At 70.4% G+C, this 17633-nt stretch carries 15 protein-coding genes; 10 read left to right on the top strand and 5 right to left on the bottom strand.

Annotated features, from left to right (window positions below; translation table 11 throughout):
* Positions 1-4 precede the first annotated feature (4 nt).
* Positions 5-412 (top strand): tautomerase family protein, encoded by a 408-nt coding sequence (locus AC3AOF_RS12605; protein ID WP_488348710.1) that lies wholly within the window; start codon positions 5-7, stop codon positions 410-412.
* A 119-nt stretch (positions 413-531) separates the two neighbouring features.
* Positions 532-1116 carry a TetR/AcrR family transcriptional regulator gene (locus tag AC3AOF_RS12600; protein ID WP_488348709.1) on the top strand — a complete coding sequence of 195 codons (585 nt, stop codon included), beginning with the start codon at positions 532-534 and terminating at the stop codon, positions 1114-1116.
* Positions 1117-1122: 6 nt separating this feature from the next.
* On the opposite strand, the gene AC3AOF_RS12595 is transcribed toward AC3AOF_RS12600, so the two are convergent.
* The 4 genes from AC3AOF_RS12595 to AC3AOF_RS12580 all read right to left on the bottom strand — a co-directional run bounded on the left by AC3AOF_RS12595 (position 1123) and on the right by AC3AOF_RS12580 (position 5432).
* Positions 1123-1449, bottom strand: a complete 327-nt coding sequence (locus AC3AOF_RS12595; RefSeq protein ID WP_236990472.1) for a DMT family transporter — start codon at positions 1447-1449, stop codon at positions 1123-1125.
* Positions 1446-2618, bottom strand: a complete 1173-nt coding sequence (locus AC3AOF_RS12590) for an SDR family oxidoreductase (protein ID WP_488348708.1) — start codon at positions 2616-2618, stop codon at positions 1446-1448. The genes AC3AOF_RS12595 and AC3AOF_RS12590 overlap by 4 nt, the downstream gene beginning before the upstream one ends.
* A 278-nt stretch (positions 2619-2896) precedes the next feature.
* Positions 2897-4228, bottom strand: a complete 1332-nt coding sequence (locus AC3AOF_RS12585) for an ATP-binding response regulator (RefSeq protein WP_236990474.1) — start codon at positions 4226-4228, stop codon at positions 2897-2899.
* Positions 4229-4259: 31 nt separating this feature from the next.
* The gene (locus AC3AOF_RS12580) at positions 4260-5432 is read right to left on the bottom strand and encodes an FIST N-terminal domain-containing protein (protein ID WP_236990475.1); all 1173 of its coding nucleotides are present in this window, start codon (positions 5430-5432) and stop codon (positions 4260-4262) included.
* 518 nt (positions 5433-5950) lie between these two features.
* Here AC3AOF_RS12580 and AC3AOF_RS12575 point away from each other — a divergent pair.
* The 8 genes from AC3AOF_RS12575 (at position 5951) to AC3AOF_RS12540 (ending at position 17088) form a co-directional block, all read left to right on the top strand.
* A complete protein-coding gene (locus AC3AOF_RS12575; protein WP_442919286.1) occupies positions 5951-6700 on the top strand; it encodes a response regulator in 750 nt (249 codons plus the stop codon).
* 461 nt (positions 6701-7161) lie between these two features.
* Positions 7162-9225: a carbon starvation CstA family protein gene (locus AC3AOF_RS12570; protein ID WP_236990477.1), complete on the top strand. Its 2064-nt coding sequence runs from the start codon at positions 7162-7164 to the stop codon at positions 9223-9225.
* Positions 9226-9230: 5 nt separating this feature from the next.
* The gene (locus AC3AOF_RS12565) at positions 9231-9449 is read left to right on the top strand and encodes a YbdD/YjiX family protein (protein WP_488348707.1); all 219 of its coding nucleotides are present in this window, start codon (positions 9231-9233) and stop codon (positions 9447-9449) included.
* A 286-nt stretch (positions 9450-9735) separates the two neighbouring features.
* Positions 9736-10716, top strand: a complete 981-nt coding sequence (locus AC3AOF_RS12560; protein WP_442919287.1) for a DMT family transporter — start codon at positions 9736-9738, stop codon at positions 10714-10716.
* Positions 10717-11122: 406 nt separating this feature from the next.
* Positions 11123-11551, top strand: a complete 429-nt coding sequence (locus tag AC3AOF_RS12555) for a hypothetical protein (RefSeq protein WP_236990479.1) — start codon at positions 11123-11125, stop codon at positions 11549-11551.
* Positions 11552-11628: 77 nt separating this feature from the next.
* Positions 11629-13953, top strand: a complete 2325-nt coding sequence (locus AC3AOF_RS12550; protein WP_488348706.1) for a Tex family protein — start codon at positions 11629-11631, stop codon at positions 13951-13953.
* A 175-nt stretch (positions 13954-14128) separates the two neighbouring features.
* The gene (locus AC3AOF_RS12545; RefSeq protein WP_442919367.1) at positions 14129-14596 is read left to right on the top strand and encodes a phospholipase A2 family protein; all 468 of its coding nucleotides are present in this window, start codon (positions 14129-14131) and stop codon (positions 14594-14596) included.
* Between the two features lie 107 nt (positions 14597-14703).
* Positions 14704-17088 carry a CHASE domain-containing protein gene (locus AC3AOF_RS12540; protein ID WP_488348705.1) on the top strand — a complete coding sequence of 795 codons (2385 nt, stop codon included), beginning with the start codon at positions 14704-14706 and terminating at the stop codon, positions 17086-17088.
* A gap of 54 nt (positions 17089-17142) precedes the next feature.
* Here AC3AOF_RS12540 and AC3AOF_RS12535 read toward each other — a convergent pair whose 3' ends face one another.
* The gene (locus tag AC3AOF_RS12535; protein ID WP_488348704.1) at positions 17143-17616 is read right to left on the bottom strand and encodes a hypothetical protein; all 474 of its coding nucleotides are present in this window, start codon (positions 17614-17616) and stop codon (positions 17143-17145) included.
* Positions 17617-17633 lie beyond the last annotated feature (17 nt).

The following is a 17633-nucleotide window of genomic DNA, read 5'->3' as shown; positions in this document are numbered from 1 at the left end:
TCCCATGCCCCTGGTCACCCTGACACTGAAGCGCGAACGCCCTGCACCGGAGCGCCGCGACATCGCGGATGCGGTTCACGCCGCCCTCGTCGAGAGCATCGGCATCCCGCCCGACGACCGGTTCCAGGTCGTGTCGCACCAATTCGACGATGTGATCTACGATCCAGGTTACCTGGGTATCGCCCGCAGCGACGACCTGGTGATGATCCAGGTCCATCTCTCGACCGGGCGCAGCGTCGCGCAGAAGAAGGCGTTGTTCGAGGCCATCGCGAAAAGTCTCGGCGGGGTCGGGATCCGGCCGGAGGACGTGTTCGTGACCCTGGTCGAGATCGCCCGGGAGAACTGGTCGTTCGGCCACGGCATCGCCCAGTACGCCGATGCCGCGCCGCCGCATCTCGCGGGCAGGGCCTGAGGGCTGGCCGAGCGGGGAGCGTCGCGGCATACCGCGTCCGACGGCGTCAGGCTGTTCGATGACGAGACTGGCGCGGGTCTCTCCCTCTGACAGTTCCGCCCGCCGGCAGGAGACACGACGTGGCACGGCCCGGATCATCGAAGCGCGAGGCGATCGTCGCGGCGGCGAAGGCGCTGCTCTGGGAGCGCGGCTACGAGGCGACGAGCCCGCGGGACGTGCTGGCGCTGAGCGGTGCCGGCCAGGGCAGCCTCTACCATCACTTTCCCGGCAAGCGGGAGGTGGCGGCCGCGGCGCTCGCCGAGATGGCCGAGGAGGAGATCGCGGTGATCGACGCGCTGTTTTCGCCCGGGACCCCGCCCCTCGACCGCGTGCGCGCCTATCTCACCCGCGAGCGGCAGGCCTTGCGCGGCTGCCGCCTGGCGCGGCTCGCCAACGAATCCGCCATGGAGGAGCCGGCCTTGCGCGCGCCGGTCGCGGCCTATGTCGGGCATATCCAGGCGCAGCTGCGCGCGAGCCTGGAGGAGGCGGATGCGGCGGGCGGCCTCGCCGCGGGAATCGCGCCCGCCGCGCTCGCGGCCATGCTGATCGCGGTGGTCGAGGGCGGCTACGTGCTCGCCCGGGTGCACTGGGACGAGGCGGCGATGCGCGCGGCGATCGACGGCGCCGTGCAGGTGCTCGACGCCGTCACCCGCCCTCGGGCGTGACCTCGCTCAGGTGTGAACTTGGGCCGCCGCCAGGATGCCGACGCCGACCGCAATGACTCCGATGCCGAGGATCATCAGCGGCGTCACCGGCTCGCCGAACAGGATCGCGCCGCCGAGCGCGGCGCCGACCATGCCCACCCCGGCCCAGATCGCGTAGACGATGCCGATCGGCAGCATGTCCATGCTGCTCGACATCAGCCACAGGGCGGTGCCGTAGCCCAGCGCCACGAGGAGCGTCGGGCCCGGGCGGGTGAGGCCGTCGGCCGCCTTGAGGGCGAGCGTCGCGGTGATCTCGGCGCCGATCGCCACCGCGAGGATCAGGAACGGGTTCATGCGCGCGCCGTCCGCGGGAGGACGGGCGCGGGACCCTGGGCCGGATCCGGCGCCACGAACATCTCGAGGTCGTCGGCGAATTGCTCGGCGATCTCGGGCGCGTTCTCCAGGCAGACCTTGAGGTAATCGGTGAAGGACGGCGGGGGAGCGAAACCCTCGGCGAGGAGCCGGGCGTTCGAGAAGGTCAGGTCGAGGGAGCAGAAGGCGTAATAGGCCCGCACCGCCCGCAGCATCGCCTGCTTCAGGGCTCCGTCGAGGCCGAACGTCCCGGAAAAGCGCCGGCGCAGCAGCGCCCGGTCGGCGACGAGATCGAAGCGCGTGAAGTCGTCGCGCGGGCCGCCCTCGGGGTCTGCCGCCGCGAAGGCGCGCATCAGGTCGTCCCAGCGCGCCCGACCGCCCTCGCCGGCCGAGATATGGTAGAGGTCATGCGCGAGTTGCGGCTTGCGCAAAAGGCCGAGCAGGCTGTCGGCGGCCCAGTCGACCGGGATGATGTCGACGGCGCTCTCGGGCGCGCAGGGCACCAGCCGCAGGCGGTCGGCGGCGCGGATCACCCACAGGATGCTCGAGCTCGGCGCCGCTCCCAGGGTCGAATGGCCGACGACGATCGAGGGGCGGGCGACCACGATCGGCAGGTCGGAGAAGCTGCCGGCGAGCGACGTCTCGGCCGCCGCCTTCGAGACCGTGTAGGCGACGAGGTGGCGGGCCTGGGGCGAGGGATAGGCCGCCTCCTCGACGAGGGAGGGCGCCTCGGCGCCGCAGATCATCGCGGTGCTGACGTGCAGGAAACGGACGAGGCGCGGCATGGCGCGGGCGCGGCGGGCCAGCGCCAGGGTGCCGTCGTGGTTGGTGCGGCTGACCCGCTCCTCGCCCCACCACGAGGTATCGGCGGCCAGGTGCAGAACGTGGGTGATCGAATCGAGCCGCGGGTCGGCATCGAGGTCGGCGCGGGTGAAGTCGCCCGGCACCACCTCGACGAGGCGCGCGAGGCGCTGGGCGGTGAACGGGTCGGTGAAGCGCGACAGCCGCGCGGCGATCCGCTGCCGGCCCTGCTCGACGCTGGTGCAGCGCACGAGGCAGACCCACTCGGCACCGTCGCGCCGGCTCAAGGCCTGATGAAGGACGGCGCCACCCAGGAAACCGGTTGCGCCCGTCAGTAATATCCGTGCCACGCTGGACCTCCCCGTGCCCTGGAGAGATGCCACAGACGATCAGGCAATAAATCCACCCTGGCGGCATCATCCTCTCATTCACGCAGTATGTTGCGCCAGAGCAACCGTCTATTTCTCGTTTTGGTTAGTCCATCTGAGCAAAAACGATCCAAGAAACACAATAGAAACTATAGATATAAGCCAAACGGCCTATGTCATAGCATGCAAGATCGTTCGTCCGCCGCGGATCACGGCGGCGCGCGACTCAGACATCTTTCGGAAACAATCGCAGCGCGGGCTCAGCCGCGGCTCAGCAGATGAGCGAGCAAAGCCCGCAGCTGGGCGGGCTTGAGCGGCTTGTGCACCAGTTCGCAGCGCGCCGCCCGCACCCGGGCCTCGACCTCGGAGGAATGGTCGGCGGTGGTGATGACCGCCGGGATGTCGTGGCCGTGGACGGAGCGCAGCCATTCCACGGTGTCGAGGCCGCAGGCGCCGCCGTCGAGGTGGAAATCGGCGACGACCACGTCCGGGCTCCAGGTCGTCCCGAGCAGCCGCACCAGGCTCAGGTGGTCGCGGGCCGCGAAGGCGTTGGCGTCCCAGCCGTGGAAGAGCCGCGCCAGCGCCTCCAACGCCGCCTTGTCGTTCTCGATCAGCGCGATGCGGGCGCCGGTGAGGCTCGTCGGCGGCACCAGCGAGGGGGCGGGCCGGGGGGGCTCGGCCGCGCAGGGCGTGAGGTGCAGGCTGAAGCGCGAACCGTGGCCGACCCGGGATTCGAGGCTCAAGGGATGCCCCAGCGCCTGGGCCGAGCGCCGGACGATCGACAGGCCGAGGCCGAGCGCGATCTCGCCGTCGACGCTCTCGCGCCCGCCGCGATGGAACTCCTCGAAGATCAGCTCCCGCTCGTCCTCCGGGATGCCGGAGCCGGAATCGACCACGTCGATCCGGATCTCGGGCCCGCGCCGGCGGGCCGCCACCAGCACGCCGCCGGCGGCGGTGTAGCGGATCGCGTTCGAGACCAGGTTCTGCAGGATGCGCTGGAGCAGCACGAGGTCGCTCGACACCCAGTACCGGCCGCCGCGCACCGACAGGCGCAGGCCCTTGCGGGCGGCGAGCGGCCCGAAGCTCGCCTCGATGCTCTCCAGCACGTCGGCGACCCGCACCGGGCGCACCACCGGCTGGATCAGCCCGGCATCGAGCTTCGAGATGTCGAGGAGCGTCTTGATCAGGTCTTCGATCGTCTGCAACCCGCGCTCGACCTGGCCGACGACGATGCGGGGCTCCGGCCCCATCCGCATCTCGGCCAGCGCCGAGATCGACAGCCGGGCGGCGTTGAGGGGCTGGAGCAGGTCGTGGCTCGCGGCGGCGAGGAAGCGGGTCTTCGAGCGGTTGGCCCGCTCCGCCTCCTCCTTGGCAGCGGTGAGCGCCTGGTTCGAGCGCTCGAGGCTGCGCATCAGCGCCGTCAGTTCCTCGGTGCGGGAGCGGACCTGGCCCTCGAGGGTGATGGCGGTCTGGAACAGGGAATAGGCGCTGCCGCGCTGGTCCATCGTGCGCTCGACCTGGGACATCAGGGCGGCGTTGATGCGCTCCAGCTTGGCGATGCGGCGGTGGAGGGCCGCGACGTCCTCGGTCATGACGCCCGACTTGCCCCCGGTTCGTCCCTGCTCACGGGCCGGCGGGCCGGCCGATGGCGATGCCCGTGAAGGTCTGGTTCAGGTGCATCGAGCGGTATTGCTCGCCATAGGTCTCGAAGCCGACGACGTTGTAGTGCCGGTACAGCTCGGCGATGCTGTGGCGGGCCTGGTGGATCTCGGCGTCGAGGCGGCGCAGCACGCATTCGAAGCCGATCACCAGATCGACGCCGCCGAGCCGCGCGTCGAGCCGGGCCAGCTCCTCCCGGGTCGCCTCGACCAGGTCCTTCTGGCGCGCCAGAGTCAGCACCACGCCGCTCTCGATGGCGCAGTGGAAGCTCAGCGACTGGTCCGGGTTGAGGTGGCGGATCGAGCGGCAGAAATAGTCGCCGCCGACCCGCACCACCAGCGGATGGGCGGCGAAGCTCGTCGGGGTCAGCGCGTCGGGATCGAGGCCGAGCGCATTGGCGTACTCGACCGCCGCCGGCTCGGCGTTGAGCTCGCGCACGGTGCGCTGCTCCTGGTCGGTCTCGGTGACGACGAACTTGACGCCGGTCGGCTCGAAATTGTCGTTCTTGAAGATCTCGACCGGGAAATCGGACTCGATCAGCAGCAGGATCGCGGCCCGGCGATGCACCTGCCCGTCATGGATCAGCGCCGTCTCGGAGAAGGTCAGCTCGTCCCCGGCCGAGCCGCCGACGAGGGGCACCCCGTCGAGCCCGTAGCCGATCGCGGCGATCACCGTCTCCTCGGCATTGGCGAGGCCGTCGATGAGCGAGATCGCGAAACGCTGCCCGCCGCGGCCGATCTTCTCCATGGCGCAGCGCAAGCCGCGGATCGAGGCCGCGGCCCGCTCGGCGTCGAGGTTGTCGACCGCCTCCAGCACCGTCGAGGCGATGCGGAAGCCCTCGTGCGGGAAGGCGATGGCCACGAGGCCGCGGTCGAGCCCGGCCATCGGGCTGATCTCGCCCGAGGAGGTACAGCCGGCGACCCGCACCCCCGGAAAGGCGCGGGCGAGCGCGGCGTTCAGCGCCTCGACTCCGTAGACCGGCGAGAAGAAGATGACGAGATGGGCGATGCGGGCGACGTCGAGGGAGGCGGCGAGCGCCGCCACGGCGGCCTCGGCCCCGGCCGCCTCGGTCCAGGCAGTCTGGATCCCGCAGCGATGCGAGCGCGTGCGCGTGCCTTGCGCCGAGTGTCCCCGCACCGAAATCTCCCTCCCGACACGCCGATTTCCGTAGCGGCATTGGCCTGCATTATGCGGCGGCGGCGAGCGACTGGCAACGGCTCCCGGACGCCCCCCCCCCCGCAACGGGGCCCGGATCGGGGAAAACGGGTGCGCAGGCGCGGCCGGTGCGGCGGCCGCGCCTGCGCTGGGGGGCGGACGGGCGATCGCCCCCGCGATCAGCGGCCGCGCCGCCCCACGCGACGCCGCCGCCAGATGCCACGCTCCGCTCCCACCCACTCCGCGGTTGAGGAGGTCCTTCGTCCGCCGAGGTCACACGACGATAGGACCGGCTTGGCGCCAGCCACCATTGGACCAATGTGCAGGGCCGGGCCGGTCGCCGCGGCTCCATACCAAAGCATGGTGGCTGCTGAGGGAGCCGCATGGTAATTTTTACCTCGACTTAAGGGTGCGGCGGTTTTGCTGTGCCCGATCTACCAGCGTGCGCCGCGCGGCCCTTGCGCCGCGGCTGCGTGCCTGCGAGAGGATGATCCGCTGCGATGGTGGGATTGACCAGTTCGGCCCCCGGGGTGTCTCTTCCACGGCCGGACGGGGCGCCGACGCCCGTCGCCGAGGGGTCGGACATGCACCTGATCATCGTGGACGATCATCCGCTGTTCCGCGATGCCCTGAGCAGCGCGGTGCGCCTCGCCTTCCCGGCCGCCGAGGTCGAGGAGGCGGACGGCATCGAGAGCGCCTGCGCGGCCCTGTCCCGCGGCCGCTCGATCGACCTGACCCTGCTCGACCTCACCATGCAGGGCGTCAACGGCTTCGACGGGCTGATCGCCATCCGCACCCGCTTCCCGCGCATCCCGGTGCTGGTGGTCTCGGGGCTCGACGATCCACGCATCGTGCGCGAGGCGCTCGCCCACGGCGCCGCCGGCTTCGTGCCGAAGGCCGCCGGCAAGCCGGTGCTGATCCGCGCCATCACCGACGTGCTCAACGGCGCGGTCTTCGTGCCCGAGGGCGTGTCGGGCCCGGCCGAGGCCCCCGGCCGCAAGGCCGGCAAGGCGCCGATCGCCGAGCGCATCGCCGAGCTGACCCCGCAGCAGGTCCGGGTGCTGCTGATGATCCGCCAGGGCAAGCTCAACAAGCAGATCGCCCACGAGCTCGGCGTCGGTGATTCGACCGTGAAGGCGCACGTCTCGGAGATCCTGCGCAAGCTCGGGGTCATCAGCCGGACCCAGATCGTGATCGAGACCGCGAATTTGGATTACGATCACATCCTGGCGGGTTTGCCGTCGAGCTGAGCGGGTCCCGTTCGAGGCGGAGTGCTCTTCGGCAGCGCCGTGTCCGGTCACGGGGCGCCGGCTCGATTGCTTGACGTCATCCCGCCCGCACTCTCATCCCGAGATTGCGGTCGGGCCAAGGGCAACCGCGAGACGATCGGCCGGCCGGCAGGGCTGGCATCGAGCGTGTCTCCCGGCGGCGGCGCGCAGGTCCGCCGCAGAGAAGACGCCCGATGTCCACCCCCTTCGACGGCCCTGGCGCGCGCCCGAGACCAATTCAGGACGCCGATGCGGCGTGTCAGTTCATGACCAACCGGCGCCGCGCCGCCGCTCCTTCAGGCCTGCGACGAAAGTCTAATTTCCGAGCGGCACCCTCGACCCGTCGCCGCATTGGCAGCTCTCGACGTTTCCTTTACCCGAAAGTCGAAGGAAGCCGCCGAAGCAAGTCGTGAGCCCGGCGGCGGAGCCGGGAGGAAACCCTCATGACTGCCGTCCGGAAGCACGGACCCTGGGCCCTCGTGGGCGCGCTCGGGGCCGCCGCCCTCGCCGTGGTGGCGACGCAGCGCGGCGAGAGCATCAACGCCCTCTGGATCGTCGTCGCGGCGGTCTCGGTCTACCTGATCGCCTACCGCTACTACTCGCTCTACATCGCCGACCGCATCATGCGGCTCGACCCGACCCGCCAGACCCCGGCGGTCCGCCACAATGACGGGCTCGATTACGTCCCGACCGACAAATACGTGCTGTTCGGCCACCATTTCGCGGCGATCGCGGGCGCCGGCCCGCTCGTCGGCCCGGTGCTCGCCGCGCAGATGGGCTACCTGCCGGGCCTGCTCTGGATCCTCGCCGGCGTCGTGCTCGCCGGCGCCGTGCAGGACTTCATGGTGCTGTTCGTCTCGATGCGCCGCGACGGCCGCTCGCTCGGCGAGCTGATCCGCGCCGAGCTCGGCACGATTCCCGGCATCGTCGCCTTGTTCGGCGCCTTCCTGATCATGGTCATCATCCTGGCGGTGCTGGCGCTCATCGTCGTCAAGGCGCTGGCCGAGAGCCCCTGGGGCACCTTCACGGTGATGGCGACGATCCCGATCGCGCTGCTGATGGGCGTCTATTCGCGCTGGATCCGCCCGGGCCGCATCGGCGAGGTCTCGATCCTCGGCTTCGTGCTGCTGATGGCGGCGATCCTCTACGGCCAGACCGTCGCCGCCGACCCGACGCTCGCGGCCATGTTCACCTTCACCGGCACGCAGCTCTGCTGGATGCTGATCGGCTACGGCTTCGTCGCCTCGATCCTGCCGGTCTGGCTGCTGCTCGCGCCGCGCGACTACCTCTCGACCTTCCTCAAGATCGGCACCATCGTCGGCCTGGCGCTCGGCATCCTGGTGCTGGCGCCCCATCTCCAGATGCCCGCGGTGACGAAGTTCGTCGACGGCACCGGCCCGGTCTGGTCGGGCTCGCTGTTCCCGTTCCTGTTCATCACCATCGCCTGCGGCGCGGTCTCAGGGTTCCACAGCCTGATCTCGTCGGGCACGACGCCGAAGCTGATCGACAACGAGGTCAATGCCCGCTTCATCGGCTATGGCGGCATGCTGATGGAGTCCTTCGTCGCCGTGATGGCGCTCGTCGCCGCCACCGTCATCGATCCGGGCGTGTACTTCACCATGAACTCGCCCGGCGCCGTGATCGGCACCACGCCCGAGAGCGCCTCGGCGGCGGTCACCGCCATGGGCTTCCCGATCTCACCTGAGACCATCAAGCAGACCGCCGCGGATGTCGGCGAGCACAGCGTGATCTCGCGGGCCGGCGGCGCGCCGACGCTCGCGGTCGGCATGGCCCACATCATCTCGAACGTCGTCGGCGGCAAGGCGATGATGGCGTTCTGGTACCACTTCGCCATCCTGTTCGAGGCCCTGTTCATCCTCACGGCGGTCGATGCGGGGACCCGGGCCGGACGCTTCATGCTCCAGGACCTGATCGGCGTCGCGGTGCCGGCCTTCAAGGACACCTCGTCCTGGGGGCCGAGCATCGTGGCGACGGGTCTGTGCGTCGCGGCCTGGGGCTTCTTCCTGTACCAGGGCGTCACCGATCCGCTGGGCGGCGTGAACACCCTGTGGCCGCTCTTCGGCATCTCGAACCAGATGCTGGCGGCGATCGCGCTGACGCTCTGCACCGTGGTGATCTTCAAGATGAAGCGGGAGCGCTACGCCCTCGTCACCATCGTGCCGACGCTCTGGCTCGTCGCCTGCACGCTCACCGCCGGCCTCCAGAAGGTCTTCTCCGCCGATCCGCGGGTCGGCTTCCTGGCCCATGCCGAGCGCTACGCGACCGCGCTCGCCGAGGGCAAGGTGCTGGCCCCGGCCAAGACCGCCGACCAGATGCGCCAGATCGTCCTCAACGACCGCATCGACGCGGTGCTGGCGCTGGTCTTCGTCGGCGTCGTGGTGGCGATCATCGCCTTCGGCGTGCAGGCCTGCCTCAAGGCCTACCGGGCCGACCGGTGGACCGCCGTCGAGGCGGATCCGCGGATCGTGCCGGCGGCGGCGGAGTAAAGCCGATGGATGCCGAGACCTTGCGGGAGCGCTGGGCGACCCTGACGCGCTGCGTCTGCGACGGCGCGCGGCTGATGGTCGGCCAGGGCAACTACGACACCTACGTCGCCCATATCCGCAAGACCCACCCCGACCAGCAGCCGATGACCCCGACCGAGTTCTTCCGCGAGCGGCAGAACGCCCGGTTCGGCGTCGGCGGCCGCGGCGGCTTCCGCTGCTGCTGAATCTGCTTGCCCGCGCAAGGGTCTTAACCTTGCGCGGGCAAAACAACACGCAATGCCGGATCCGGTTCCGGCCAAGACGAATTTCGTTCACGAGTCTTTCAGGATACACCCGTAACGCTTGCGGCGGGATGATGGCGACACTCTCGCAAGTCGCCGCTGCCCCGACACGATCGGGTAAAGCCCGCCTTAACTAGGGCTGATCCGGCAGCATGGCCGCGGCGCGCAATCGGCACGGCTTGGCCGGACGGGGCGGTGCTACAGATGAGGCCCCTCATCGACACCCGCCGTGACACCCGTGGCCTCCCTGACGCTCCCCATCGCCGCCCCGTCCGCCCGCCCGGCCCTGCCGGCCCTGCTCGGCGACCAGCCGCTGCGCGGCATCGTGCTGGTGGTGGTCTCCACCGTCTTCCTGTCCAGCTCCGATGCCACCGCCAAGTACCTCACCGGGCAGCTCTCCGGGATCGAGGTGGCGTGGCTGCGCTATGTCGGGTTCCTGGCGGTGATGCTGGCCGCCGCCCTGGTGCGGGCGCAGATGAAGCGCGGCGCCTCGCCGTTCCGCAGCGCCCGGCCGGGCCTGCAGGTGGTGCGCGGCATCGCCCTCGTCGCCTCGTCGCTGCTGTTCCTCGCGGGCCTGCGCGTCCTGCCGGTGGCCGAGACCACGGCGATCGCCTTCGTGTCGCCGATCTTCGTCACCGCCCTGTCGATCCCGGTGCTCGGCGAGAAGGTCGGCGCCCGGCGCTGGGCCGCCGCCTTCGTCGGCCTGCTGGGCGTCCTCATCATCGTGCGGCCGGGCACCGGCGCGTTCCAGACCGCGGCCCTGCTCCCGATCGTCTCGGCCCTGTTCTGGGCCGGCGCGCTCGTCGTCACCCGCAAGATCAACGGCTACGACGCGCCCCAGACCACCATGACCTGGTCGGCCATCGTCGGCTTCCTGATCCTGTCGGTCCTCGTGCCCTTCGTCTGGGAGACCCCGAACCTCAACCAGGTCGCGATCGGCGCCGCCATCGGCTTCATCTCGACCGCCGGGCACTGGATCGTCACCATCGCCTACCGGCACGCCCCGGCCTCGACCCTGGTGCCGTTCTCCTACAGCCAGATCATCTGGGCCGGCCTCCTCGGCTTCCTGTTCTTCGGCACCGTGCCGGACGCCGTGATGGGGCTCGGCGTCCTGGTGATCTGCGGCAGCGGCCTCTACACCGCCCATCGCGAGCGCATGCGCCGCGTCCCGGCCCCGACCGGGGTGCTGCCGGCGGGCGGGGTGCGCTGAGGGGTCTGCTCCCATCGTGCGCTCGGACCCTTCATCGTGACAGCGGGCGGCCGACGCAAGTCGACCGTCCGTTTTCGTTTTGGAATAAGTCTCGGGCAGGGGCGACATGGTCCTGCCTTGACCCAGGGGCAAAACGGCAGGATCATGTCCTCAAGAGCCCGTTTTGCTTGCCTCGACGGCATCGACACCCTCCTCGTCATTCCGGGGCCGCGCAGCGGAGCCCGGAATCCAGACACTCAGGTGCTTCAGGAGAAGACAGAACGATCTCCGCTCGATTCTGAATCATTCGTGTTTCTGGATTCCGGGCTCCGCTTCGCGGCCCCGGAATGACGCGGAGGGTGTCAAGACTGTCGAGGAAGTCGAAGAGACTCGGAGACGATCGCTGTATCTTTGAAGGGAGGACGCCATGCCCAGGTTTGTCGTGTTGCTCGCGACAGGGCTCAGTGCCGCCATTCTCTACAACGTCGCCCGGGCCGTGCTCGAAGGCACCTTGGATCCAGTCGTCGTTCCGCTCGTTGCCGGATTGGTGGCGTGGTCATCCATCATCGTCGCGATCACGCTGCCCCTCGCGGAGCGGCGTCTTTCGGTCGGTACGCGGCTGGACTGGAAAATCAGCGCCCAGATCAGCTTGGTCCTGGCCCTTCTCGACGGTGCGCGGCTCTGGCGCCTGCCGGGCGGATATCACCCGTTCATCCTCGCCGCCGTCCTGGCCATTCCCGTCATGGCGCTGACCACCATCACCTCTGCTGCCCTGTTCACCCGTGCGGAGCGCGACGCCTGGAGGAAGCGAGCACGCCGACAGGCCTCGGCAGCGTCGGACGATCCGCCTGCCTGATCCACCCCACCCTTCCAACGCGCCCCCAACCCCCGTAAGGACACGCCTCCCCGTCGCCCCGGAATCGCGGAGTCGTCATGTCCAGCATCACCCAGCGCATCGCCACCGAACTCGGCGCGCAGGAATGGCAGGTCAAGGCGGCGGTGGACCTGCTCGACGGCGGCTCGACGGTGCCGTTCATCGCCCGCTACCGCAAGGAAGTGACGGGCACCCTCGACGATGCGCAGCTGCGCAATCTGGAGGAGCGCCTGCGCTACCTGCGCGAGCTGGAGGCCCGCCGCGCCGCGATCCTCGAGAGCGTGGGGTCGCAAGGCAAGCTCGACGATGCCTTGCGGGGGCAGTTCCTCGCCGCCGACACCAAGGCCCGGCTCGAGGACCTCTACCTGCCGTTCAAGCCGAAGCGCCGGACCAAGGCGCAGATCGCCCGCGAGGCGGGCCTCGCACCGCTCGCCGAGGCTTTGCTCTCGCGCCCCGATCAGGTGCCGCTTCAGGCAGCCTCCGCCTTCGTCGACGAAGCCAAGGGCGTGGCGACCCCGGAGGCGGCGCTGGAGGGCGCCCGCGCCATCCTGGTCGAGCGGTTCTCCGAGAATGCCGAGTTGCTCGGGCACCTGCGCGAGGCGTTCTGGACCCGCGGCAAGCTCGTGTCCAAGGTCCGCGAGGGCAAGGCGCAGGAAGGCGCCAAGTTCTCCGACTATTTCGACTTCTCCGAGCCCCTGACCCGCCTCCCCTCCCACCGGGTGCTGGCGCTGTTCCGGGCTGAGAAGGAAGAGGTGCTGGACCTGCGCCTCGACGAGGCACCCGAGGGCGTCGACGCGCAGAGCCTCTACGATGGCCGCATCGCCCTCTCCGCCGGCATCCAGGATCGCGGCCGGCCCGGCGACCGCTGGCTGATGGAGGCGGTGCGCTGGGCCTGGCGCACCAAGCTCAGGCTCTCGATCGAGCTCGACCTGCGCGCGCGCCTCTGGGACGCGGCGGAAACGGAAGGCGTCCGGGTCTTTGCCGGCAACCTGCGCGACCTGCTGCTCGCCGCGCCCGCCGGCGCGCGCCCGACGCTGGGCCTCGATCCCGGCTACCGCACCGGCGTGAAGGTCGCGGTGGTGGATGCCACCGGCAAGGTGGTGGCGACCGACACGATCTACCCGCACGAGCCTCGCCGCGACTGGACCGGCTCGCTGATGACGCTGGCCAGGCTCTGCCGAGCCCATGGAGTGGAACTCGTCGCCATCGGCAACGGCACCGCCTCGCGGGAGACCGACAAGCTCGCCGCCGAGCTGATCGCCAAGCAGCCGGACTTGAAGCTCACCAAGGTGATGGTGTCGGAGGCCGGCGCCTCGGTCTACTCGGCCTCCGCCTATGCCAGCGCGGAACTGCCGGGGCTCGACGTGTCCTTGCGCGGCGCGGTCTCGATCGCCCGGCGTCTCCAGGATCCGCTGGCGGAACTGGTGAAGATCGAGCCGAAGGCGATCGGCGTCGGCCAGTACCAGCACGATCTGGCGGAAGGAAAGCTGTCGCGCTCGCTGGACGCGGTGGTGGAGGATTGCGTGAACGGCGTCGGGGTCGACGTGAACACCGCGTCGGGCCCGCTGCTCGCCCGGGTCTCGGGTCTCAGCGAGCGGGTGGCGCAGAACATCGTCAGCCACCGCGACAGCAACGGGCCGTTCCGCAGCCGCTCGGGGCTGAAGAAGGTCGCGGGGCTGGGCCCCAAGGCGTTCGAATTGTCGGCGGGCTTCCTGCGGATCCAGAACGGCGACGACCCGCTCGACGCCTCCGGCGTGCATCCGGAGGCCTATCCGGTGGTACGCCGCATCCTCCAGGCGACGAAGAGCGACATCAAGGCGGTGATCGGCAACGGCGCGGTGCTCAAGGGCCTGAATCCAAGGACTTTCACCGACGAGACCTTCGGGCTGCCGACCGTCACCGACATCATCGCCGAGCTGGAAAAGCCCGGCCGCGACCCACGCCCGACCTTCAGGACCGCGACCTTCCAGGAGGGCGTCGAAAAGATCGGCGACCTCAAGCCCGGCATGGTGCTGGAGGGTGTGGTGACCAACGTCGCGGCCTTCGGCGCCTTCGTGGATATCGGCGTCCACCAGGACGGGCTCGTCCACATCTCGGCCCTGTCCAAGACCTTCGTGAAGGACCCCCGCGCGGTGGTGAAGCCCGGCGACGTGGTGCGGGCCAAGGTGCTGGAGGTGGATGTGCCGCGCAAGCGCATCTCGCTGACCTTGCGCCTCGACGACGAGGTCGGCGCCCGCCCGGCCCGGGAGCCGGGCGGCCAGCACCGCGACGCGCCCCGCCGCGACGCCCCGCGTCCGCAACCCCGCCGCGAGGAGCCGGCGGGGGGCGGGGCGCTGGCGGATGCGTTGCGCAAGGCGGGGCTCGATCGCGGGTCGCGGCGCTGACCGCCGGGAGGCCGGCGGGCGCCCGGATGCAGGAAGGCTTCCCGTAACCGTATCGAGGCAATGGCTGGAACGGAACAGCAGAGCTTCGAGTTGGGGGCCGCTGATCCGGGAGCCCTCCTTGAGACGACCCGTCCTCGCCCTGCTCGGGCTGCTGCTCGCGGCCTGCCCGCACCCGATCCTGGCGCAGGACGTCCAGGACGACCCCGCGGCGTCCGTCGTCGAGGGGAGCGAGGCCCCGACCGGGCCCGGCGAGCGATCCGCCATCCCCAAGACCCTGCGCGCCTCCGGGTCGAGGGCCGGCGGGCCTGCCAACGACCTCAATCCCGGCGGCCGCCCCGAGGAGCCGGCCCCTCCCAAGGGCGACCTCGGCGGGGTCGTCGCCGGCAAGGCGCTGTTCCACGGCAATTACTGCGGCAAGGGGCAACGCGGCGAGGGCCTGGCCCCGATCGACGACCTCGACGCCGCCTGCATGCGCCACGACGCCTGCTACGATGCGGCGGGGTACAGCTCGTGCGCCTGCGATGCGGCGCTGAAGCGCGAGGCGTCGGTGGTCGCGGACAGCGGGAGCGCCTCGCTGGAGGTGCGTCGCAGGGCCCTCAGCGTGATCGAGGCCACCGGGGCGATGGAGTGCCGCGCGCCCTGAATGCCGGCCGGTGCACATATCCTTGCGGAATGCATCCCGACCGACCGTCCACCGCCCTCGGACGGCTCGCCAAGCCGCCCGGGTGACGCCATCATGGTGATGTCATCATGAGCCCGCCTGCCACCCGCCCGTCCGTCGCGACGGGCCGCTCGATCCGACCGGCTTCCCCCTTGCACGCAACTCCCTCATCGCAGGTCCGCGTCGAGACGACGGCCCCTCCGCTCCCTCCGGCGCCGCGGGCGGCGCGCTGGATCCCGCACGCGATCCTGGCCGCGGGCCTGATCGCGACGGCGTTCAGCACAGCCCTGATCTGGCGGGCGGCGGAGGTCCGCGACCACCTGACCTTCCTGCACGCCACCGACATCGAATTGCGCACGGTCGAGGACCAGTTCCGGACCTACACCGCGCTCCTGCGCGGCGGAGCCGGCCTGTTCGCCGCCAACGACGACACCGTCACGCTGGCGCAGTTCCGGGCCTACGTGCAGCGGATCGAGTTCCAGACCCTGTATCCGGGCTTCCTCGGCATCGGCTTCACGCCGGCCATTCCGGCCGCGGAGCGCGAGCGTTTCGCCGCGAAGGCGGAGGCCCTGGGCGTGCCGGGCTTTCGCGTGCGCCCGCCGAGCGACTATCCCACGCTCAGCCCGATCCTGTTCGCCGAGCCGCCGAACCCGCGCAACCAGGCCGCCATCGGCTACGACGTGATGTCCGATCCGGTCCGGCGCGACATGGTCGAGCGCGCCCGCGACACCGGCCTGCCGGCGGCCTCGGCGCGGATCCAGCTCGTGCAGGAGATCGACGCGAACAAGCAGGCCGGCTTCCTGGTCGCCATGCCGGTCTATGCCGGCGGCACCGTGCCCGCCGAGCTCGACGAGCGGCGGCGGCGCTACCTGGGCTTCGTCTTCGGGGCCTTCCGAGCCGACGACCTGTTCAACAGCATCGTGGCGGCCGAGGCCGAGGAGGATGCCGCCTTCGCCATCTACGACGGGCCACCGGGCGCGGCGACGCTGCTGCACCGCTCCAGGCAGAATCCCGGTACGGTGGCCGGCCGGCTGACCCGCGAGGCGACGATCGAATTGGGTGGCCGCACCTGGACCGTGGTGTTCGAGCAGCGCGTCTCCCCGCGGCGCGCCTCGGCGCTGCCGGAGATCGCCCTCATCTGCGGCGGCGGCCTCCTCGCCACAGCGCTGCTGGGCTTCGCCGCGTTCCGGCAGCGCCGCACGCAGGACGAGATTCGCCGCCTCAACGCCTCGCTGGAAGCCCGGGTCGAGGATCGGACGCGGGACCTGCGCGAGGCGGCCGAGAGCCTGAGGCAGGCCGGCGAGGACCGCGCGCGCATGGAAGAAGTCTTGCGCCAGTCGCAGAAGATGGAGGCGGTGGGCCAGCTCACCGGCGGGCTCGCCCACGACTTCAACAACCTGCTCGCCGGCATCTCCGGCGCGCTGGAGCTGATCGAGACCCGCATCGGCCAGGGCCGCTCCAAGGACGTCGCGAAGTACATCGCCGCCGCGCAAGGCGCCTCGAAGCGGGCCGCGGCGCTGACCCACCGCCTCCTCGCCTTCTCGCGCCGCCAGACCCTGGCGCCCAAGGCCGTCGACGTGAACCGGCTGGTGGACGGGATGCTCGACCTGATCCAGCGCACCGTCGGCCCCGGCATCGACCTGCGGCACCGGGGGGCGGACGACCTCTGGCCCGCGCTCGTCGATCCCTCGCAGCTCGAGAATTCGCTCCTGAACCTCTGCATCAACGCCAGGGATGCGATGCCGGAAGGCGGCCGGATCGTCATCGAGACGGAGAACCGCTGGATCGACCGTCGGCAGGCCGAGGCGCAGGACATGCCGGAGGGGCAGTACCTGTCGCTCTGCGTGACCGATACCGGCACCGGCATGCCGCCGGAGATCGTCGCCAGGGCCTTCGACCCGTTCTTCACGACGAAGCCGATGGGTGCGGGCACGGGCTTAGGCCTGTCGATGATCTACGGCTTCGCCAAGCAGTCCGGCGGGCAGGTGCGGATCACCTCCGAGGTCGGCGCCGGCACGACCGTGTGCCTCTACCTGCCGCGGCACCGGGGCGAGGCCGACCGGGACGGGCCCGATCCCGGGAAGCGCCCCCTGCCCCAAGCCGAGGCGGGCGAGACCGTGCTGATCGTCGATGACGAGCCGACCGTGCGCATGCTCGTGGCCGACGTGCTGAACGACCTCGGCTATACCGCGATCGAGGCCGCGGACGGTGCGGGGGGCTTAAGGGTGCTCCAGTCGGACGCGCGGGTGGACCTGCTGGTGACGGATGTCGGCCTGCCCGGCGGCATGAACGGGCGCCAGATGGCCGATGCCGCCCGGGTCGACCGGCCTGACCTGAAGGTCCTGTTCATCACCGGCTTCGCGGAGGCCGCCCTGTTCGGCGACGGCCGGCTCGAATCCGGCATGGCCGTCCTGACCAAGCCCTTCGCGGTCGATGCCCTGGCGGCGCGCATCCGCCAGATGATCGCACCCTGACCACCCGGCGAGGCGCCGTTCGGCCTCGCCGCGCCGGATCATGATCCCGGCGGCTTACTTCCCCGCCGCCTCGCTCGCCGTGGTGAAGGTCCCCTCGAAGCGGCCGCGCTGGGTATCGGCCGCGCAGGCGACGGTGGAGCGGCCAGGACCCGCCTGCGGGAAGCGGCAGGAGCCGACGGTCATCAGGGTGTCGCGGGTGATGCCGCCATCCTGGCCCTTCACCGTGAGGATCACGGCGCTCACCGGCTGGAGCGCGTCGACGCCGACCTCCTCCTGGCGGTCCTGCGGCATGCCGGTGCCGCTGAAGCTGACCGTCGTGCCGTCGCTCGAGGTGAAGTCGAACGAGGTGCGCCGGCCCTGGACCATGTTGACGATGCTCTCGCCGCAGGTCGGGCTGACGTCCTTGCCGGCAATGACCAGCTTCTCGCAGGCGCCCTTGAGCACGTTGCGGGTCATGGGCTGCGCGTGGACCTCGGCGGTGCAGGACAGGCCGAGGAGCACGAGGATGGTGAGAAGGCGTGTGAGCATGTCGGGAATGTAGGAAG

The sequence above is a fragment of the Methylobacterium sp. 142-1Y genome (genome assembly GCF_057747795.1).
Note: the sequence above shows the minus strand (reverse complement) of the source record. Positions and strands in the feature narration are given on the sequence as shown.

What these genes read in the sequence shown, in the direction of transcription:
- AC3AOF_RS12605 (WP_488348710.1), top strand. Translation starts at nt 5, where the DNA reads ATGCCCCTGGTCACCCTGACACTGAAGCGCGAACGCCCTGCACCGGAG.
- AC3AOF_RS12595 (WP_236990472.1), bottom strand. Translation starts at nt 1,449, where the DNA reads ATGAACCCGTTCCTGATCCTCGCGGTGGCGATCGGCGCCGAGATCACC.
- AC3AOF_RS12585 (WP_236990474.1), bottom strand. Translation starts at nt 4,228, where the DNA reads ATGACCGAGGACGTCGCGGCCCTCCACCGCCGCATCGCCAAGCTGGAG.
- AC3AOF_RS12575 (WP_442919286.1), top strand. Translation starts at nt 5,951, where the DNA reads ATGGTGGGATTGACCAGTTCGGCCCCCGGGGTGTCTCTTCCACGGCCG.
- AC3AOF_RS12570 (WP_236990477.1), top strand. Translation starts at nt 7,162, where the DNA reads ATGACTGCCGTCCGGAAGCACGGACCCTGGGCCCTCGTGGGCGCGCTC.
- AC3AOF_RS12565 (WP_488348707.1), top strand. Translation starts at nt 9,231, where the DNA reads ATGGATGCCGAGACCTTGCGGGAGCGCTGGGCGACCCTGACGCGCTGC.
- AC3AOF_RS12555 (WP_236990479.1), top strand. Translation starts at nt 11,123, where the DNA reads ATGCCCAGGTTTGTCGTGTTGCTCGCGACAGGGCTCAGTGCCGCCATT.
- AC3AOF_RS12550 (WP_488348706.1), top strand. Translation starts at nt 11,629, where the DNA reads ATGTCCAGCATCACCCAGCGCATCGCCACCGAACTCGGCGCGCAGGAA.
- AC3AOF_RS12540 (WP_488348705.1), top strand. Translation starts at nt 14,704, where the DNA reads ATGAGCCCGCCTGCCACCCGCCCGTCCGTCGCGACGGGCCGCTCGATC.
- AC3AOF_RS12535 (WP_488348704.1), bottom strand. Translation starts at nt 17,616, where the DNA reads ATGCTCACACGCCTTCTCACCATCCTCGTGCTCCTCGGCCTGTCCTGC.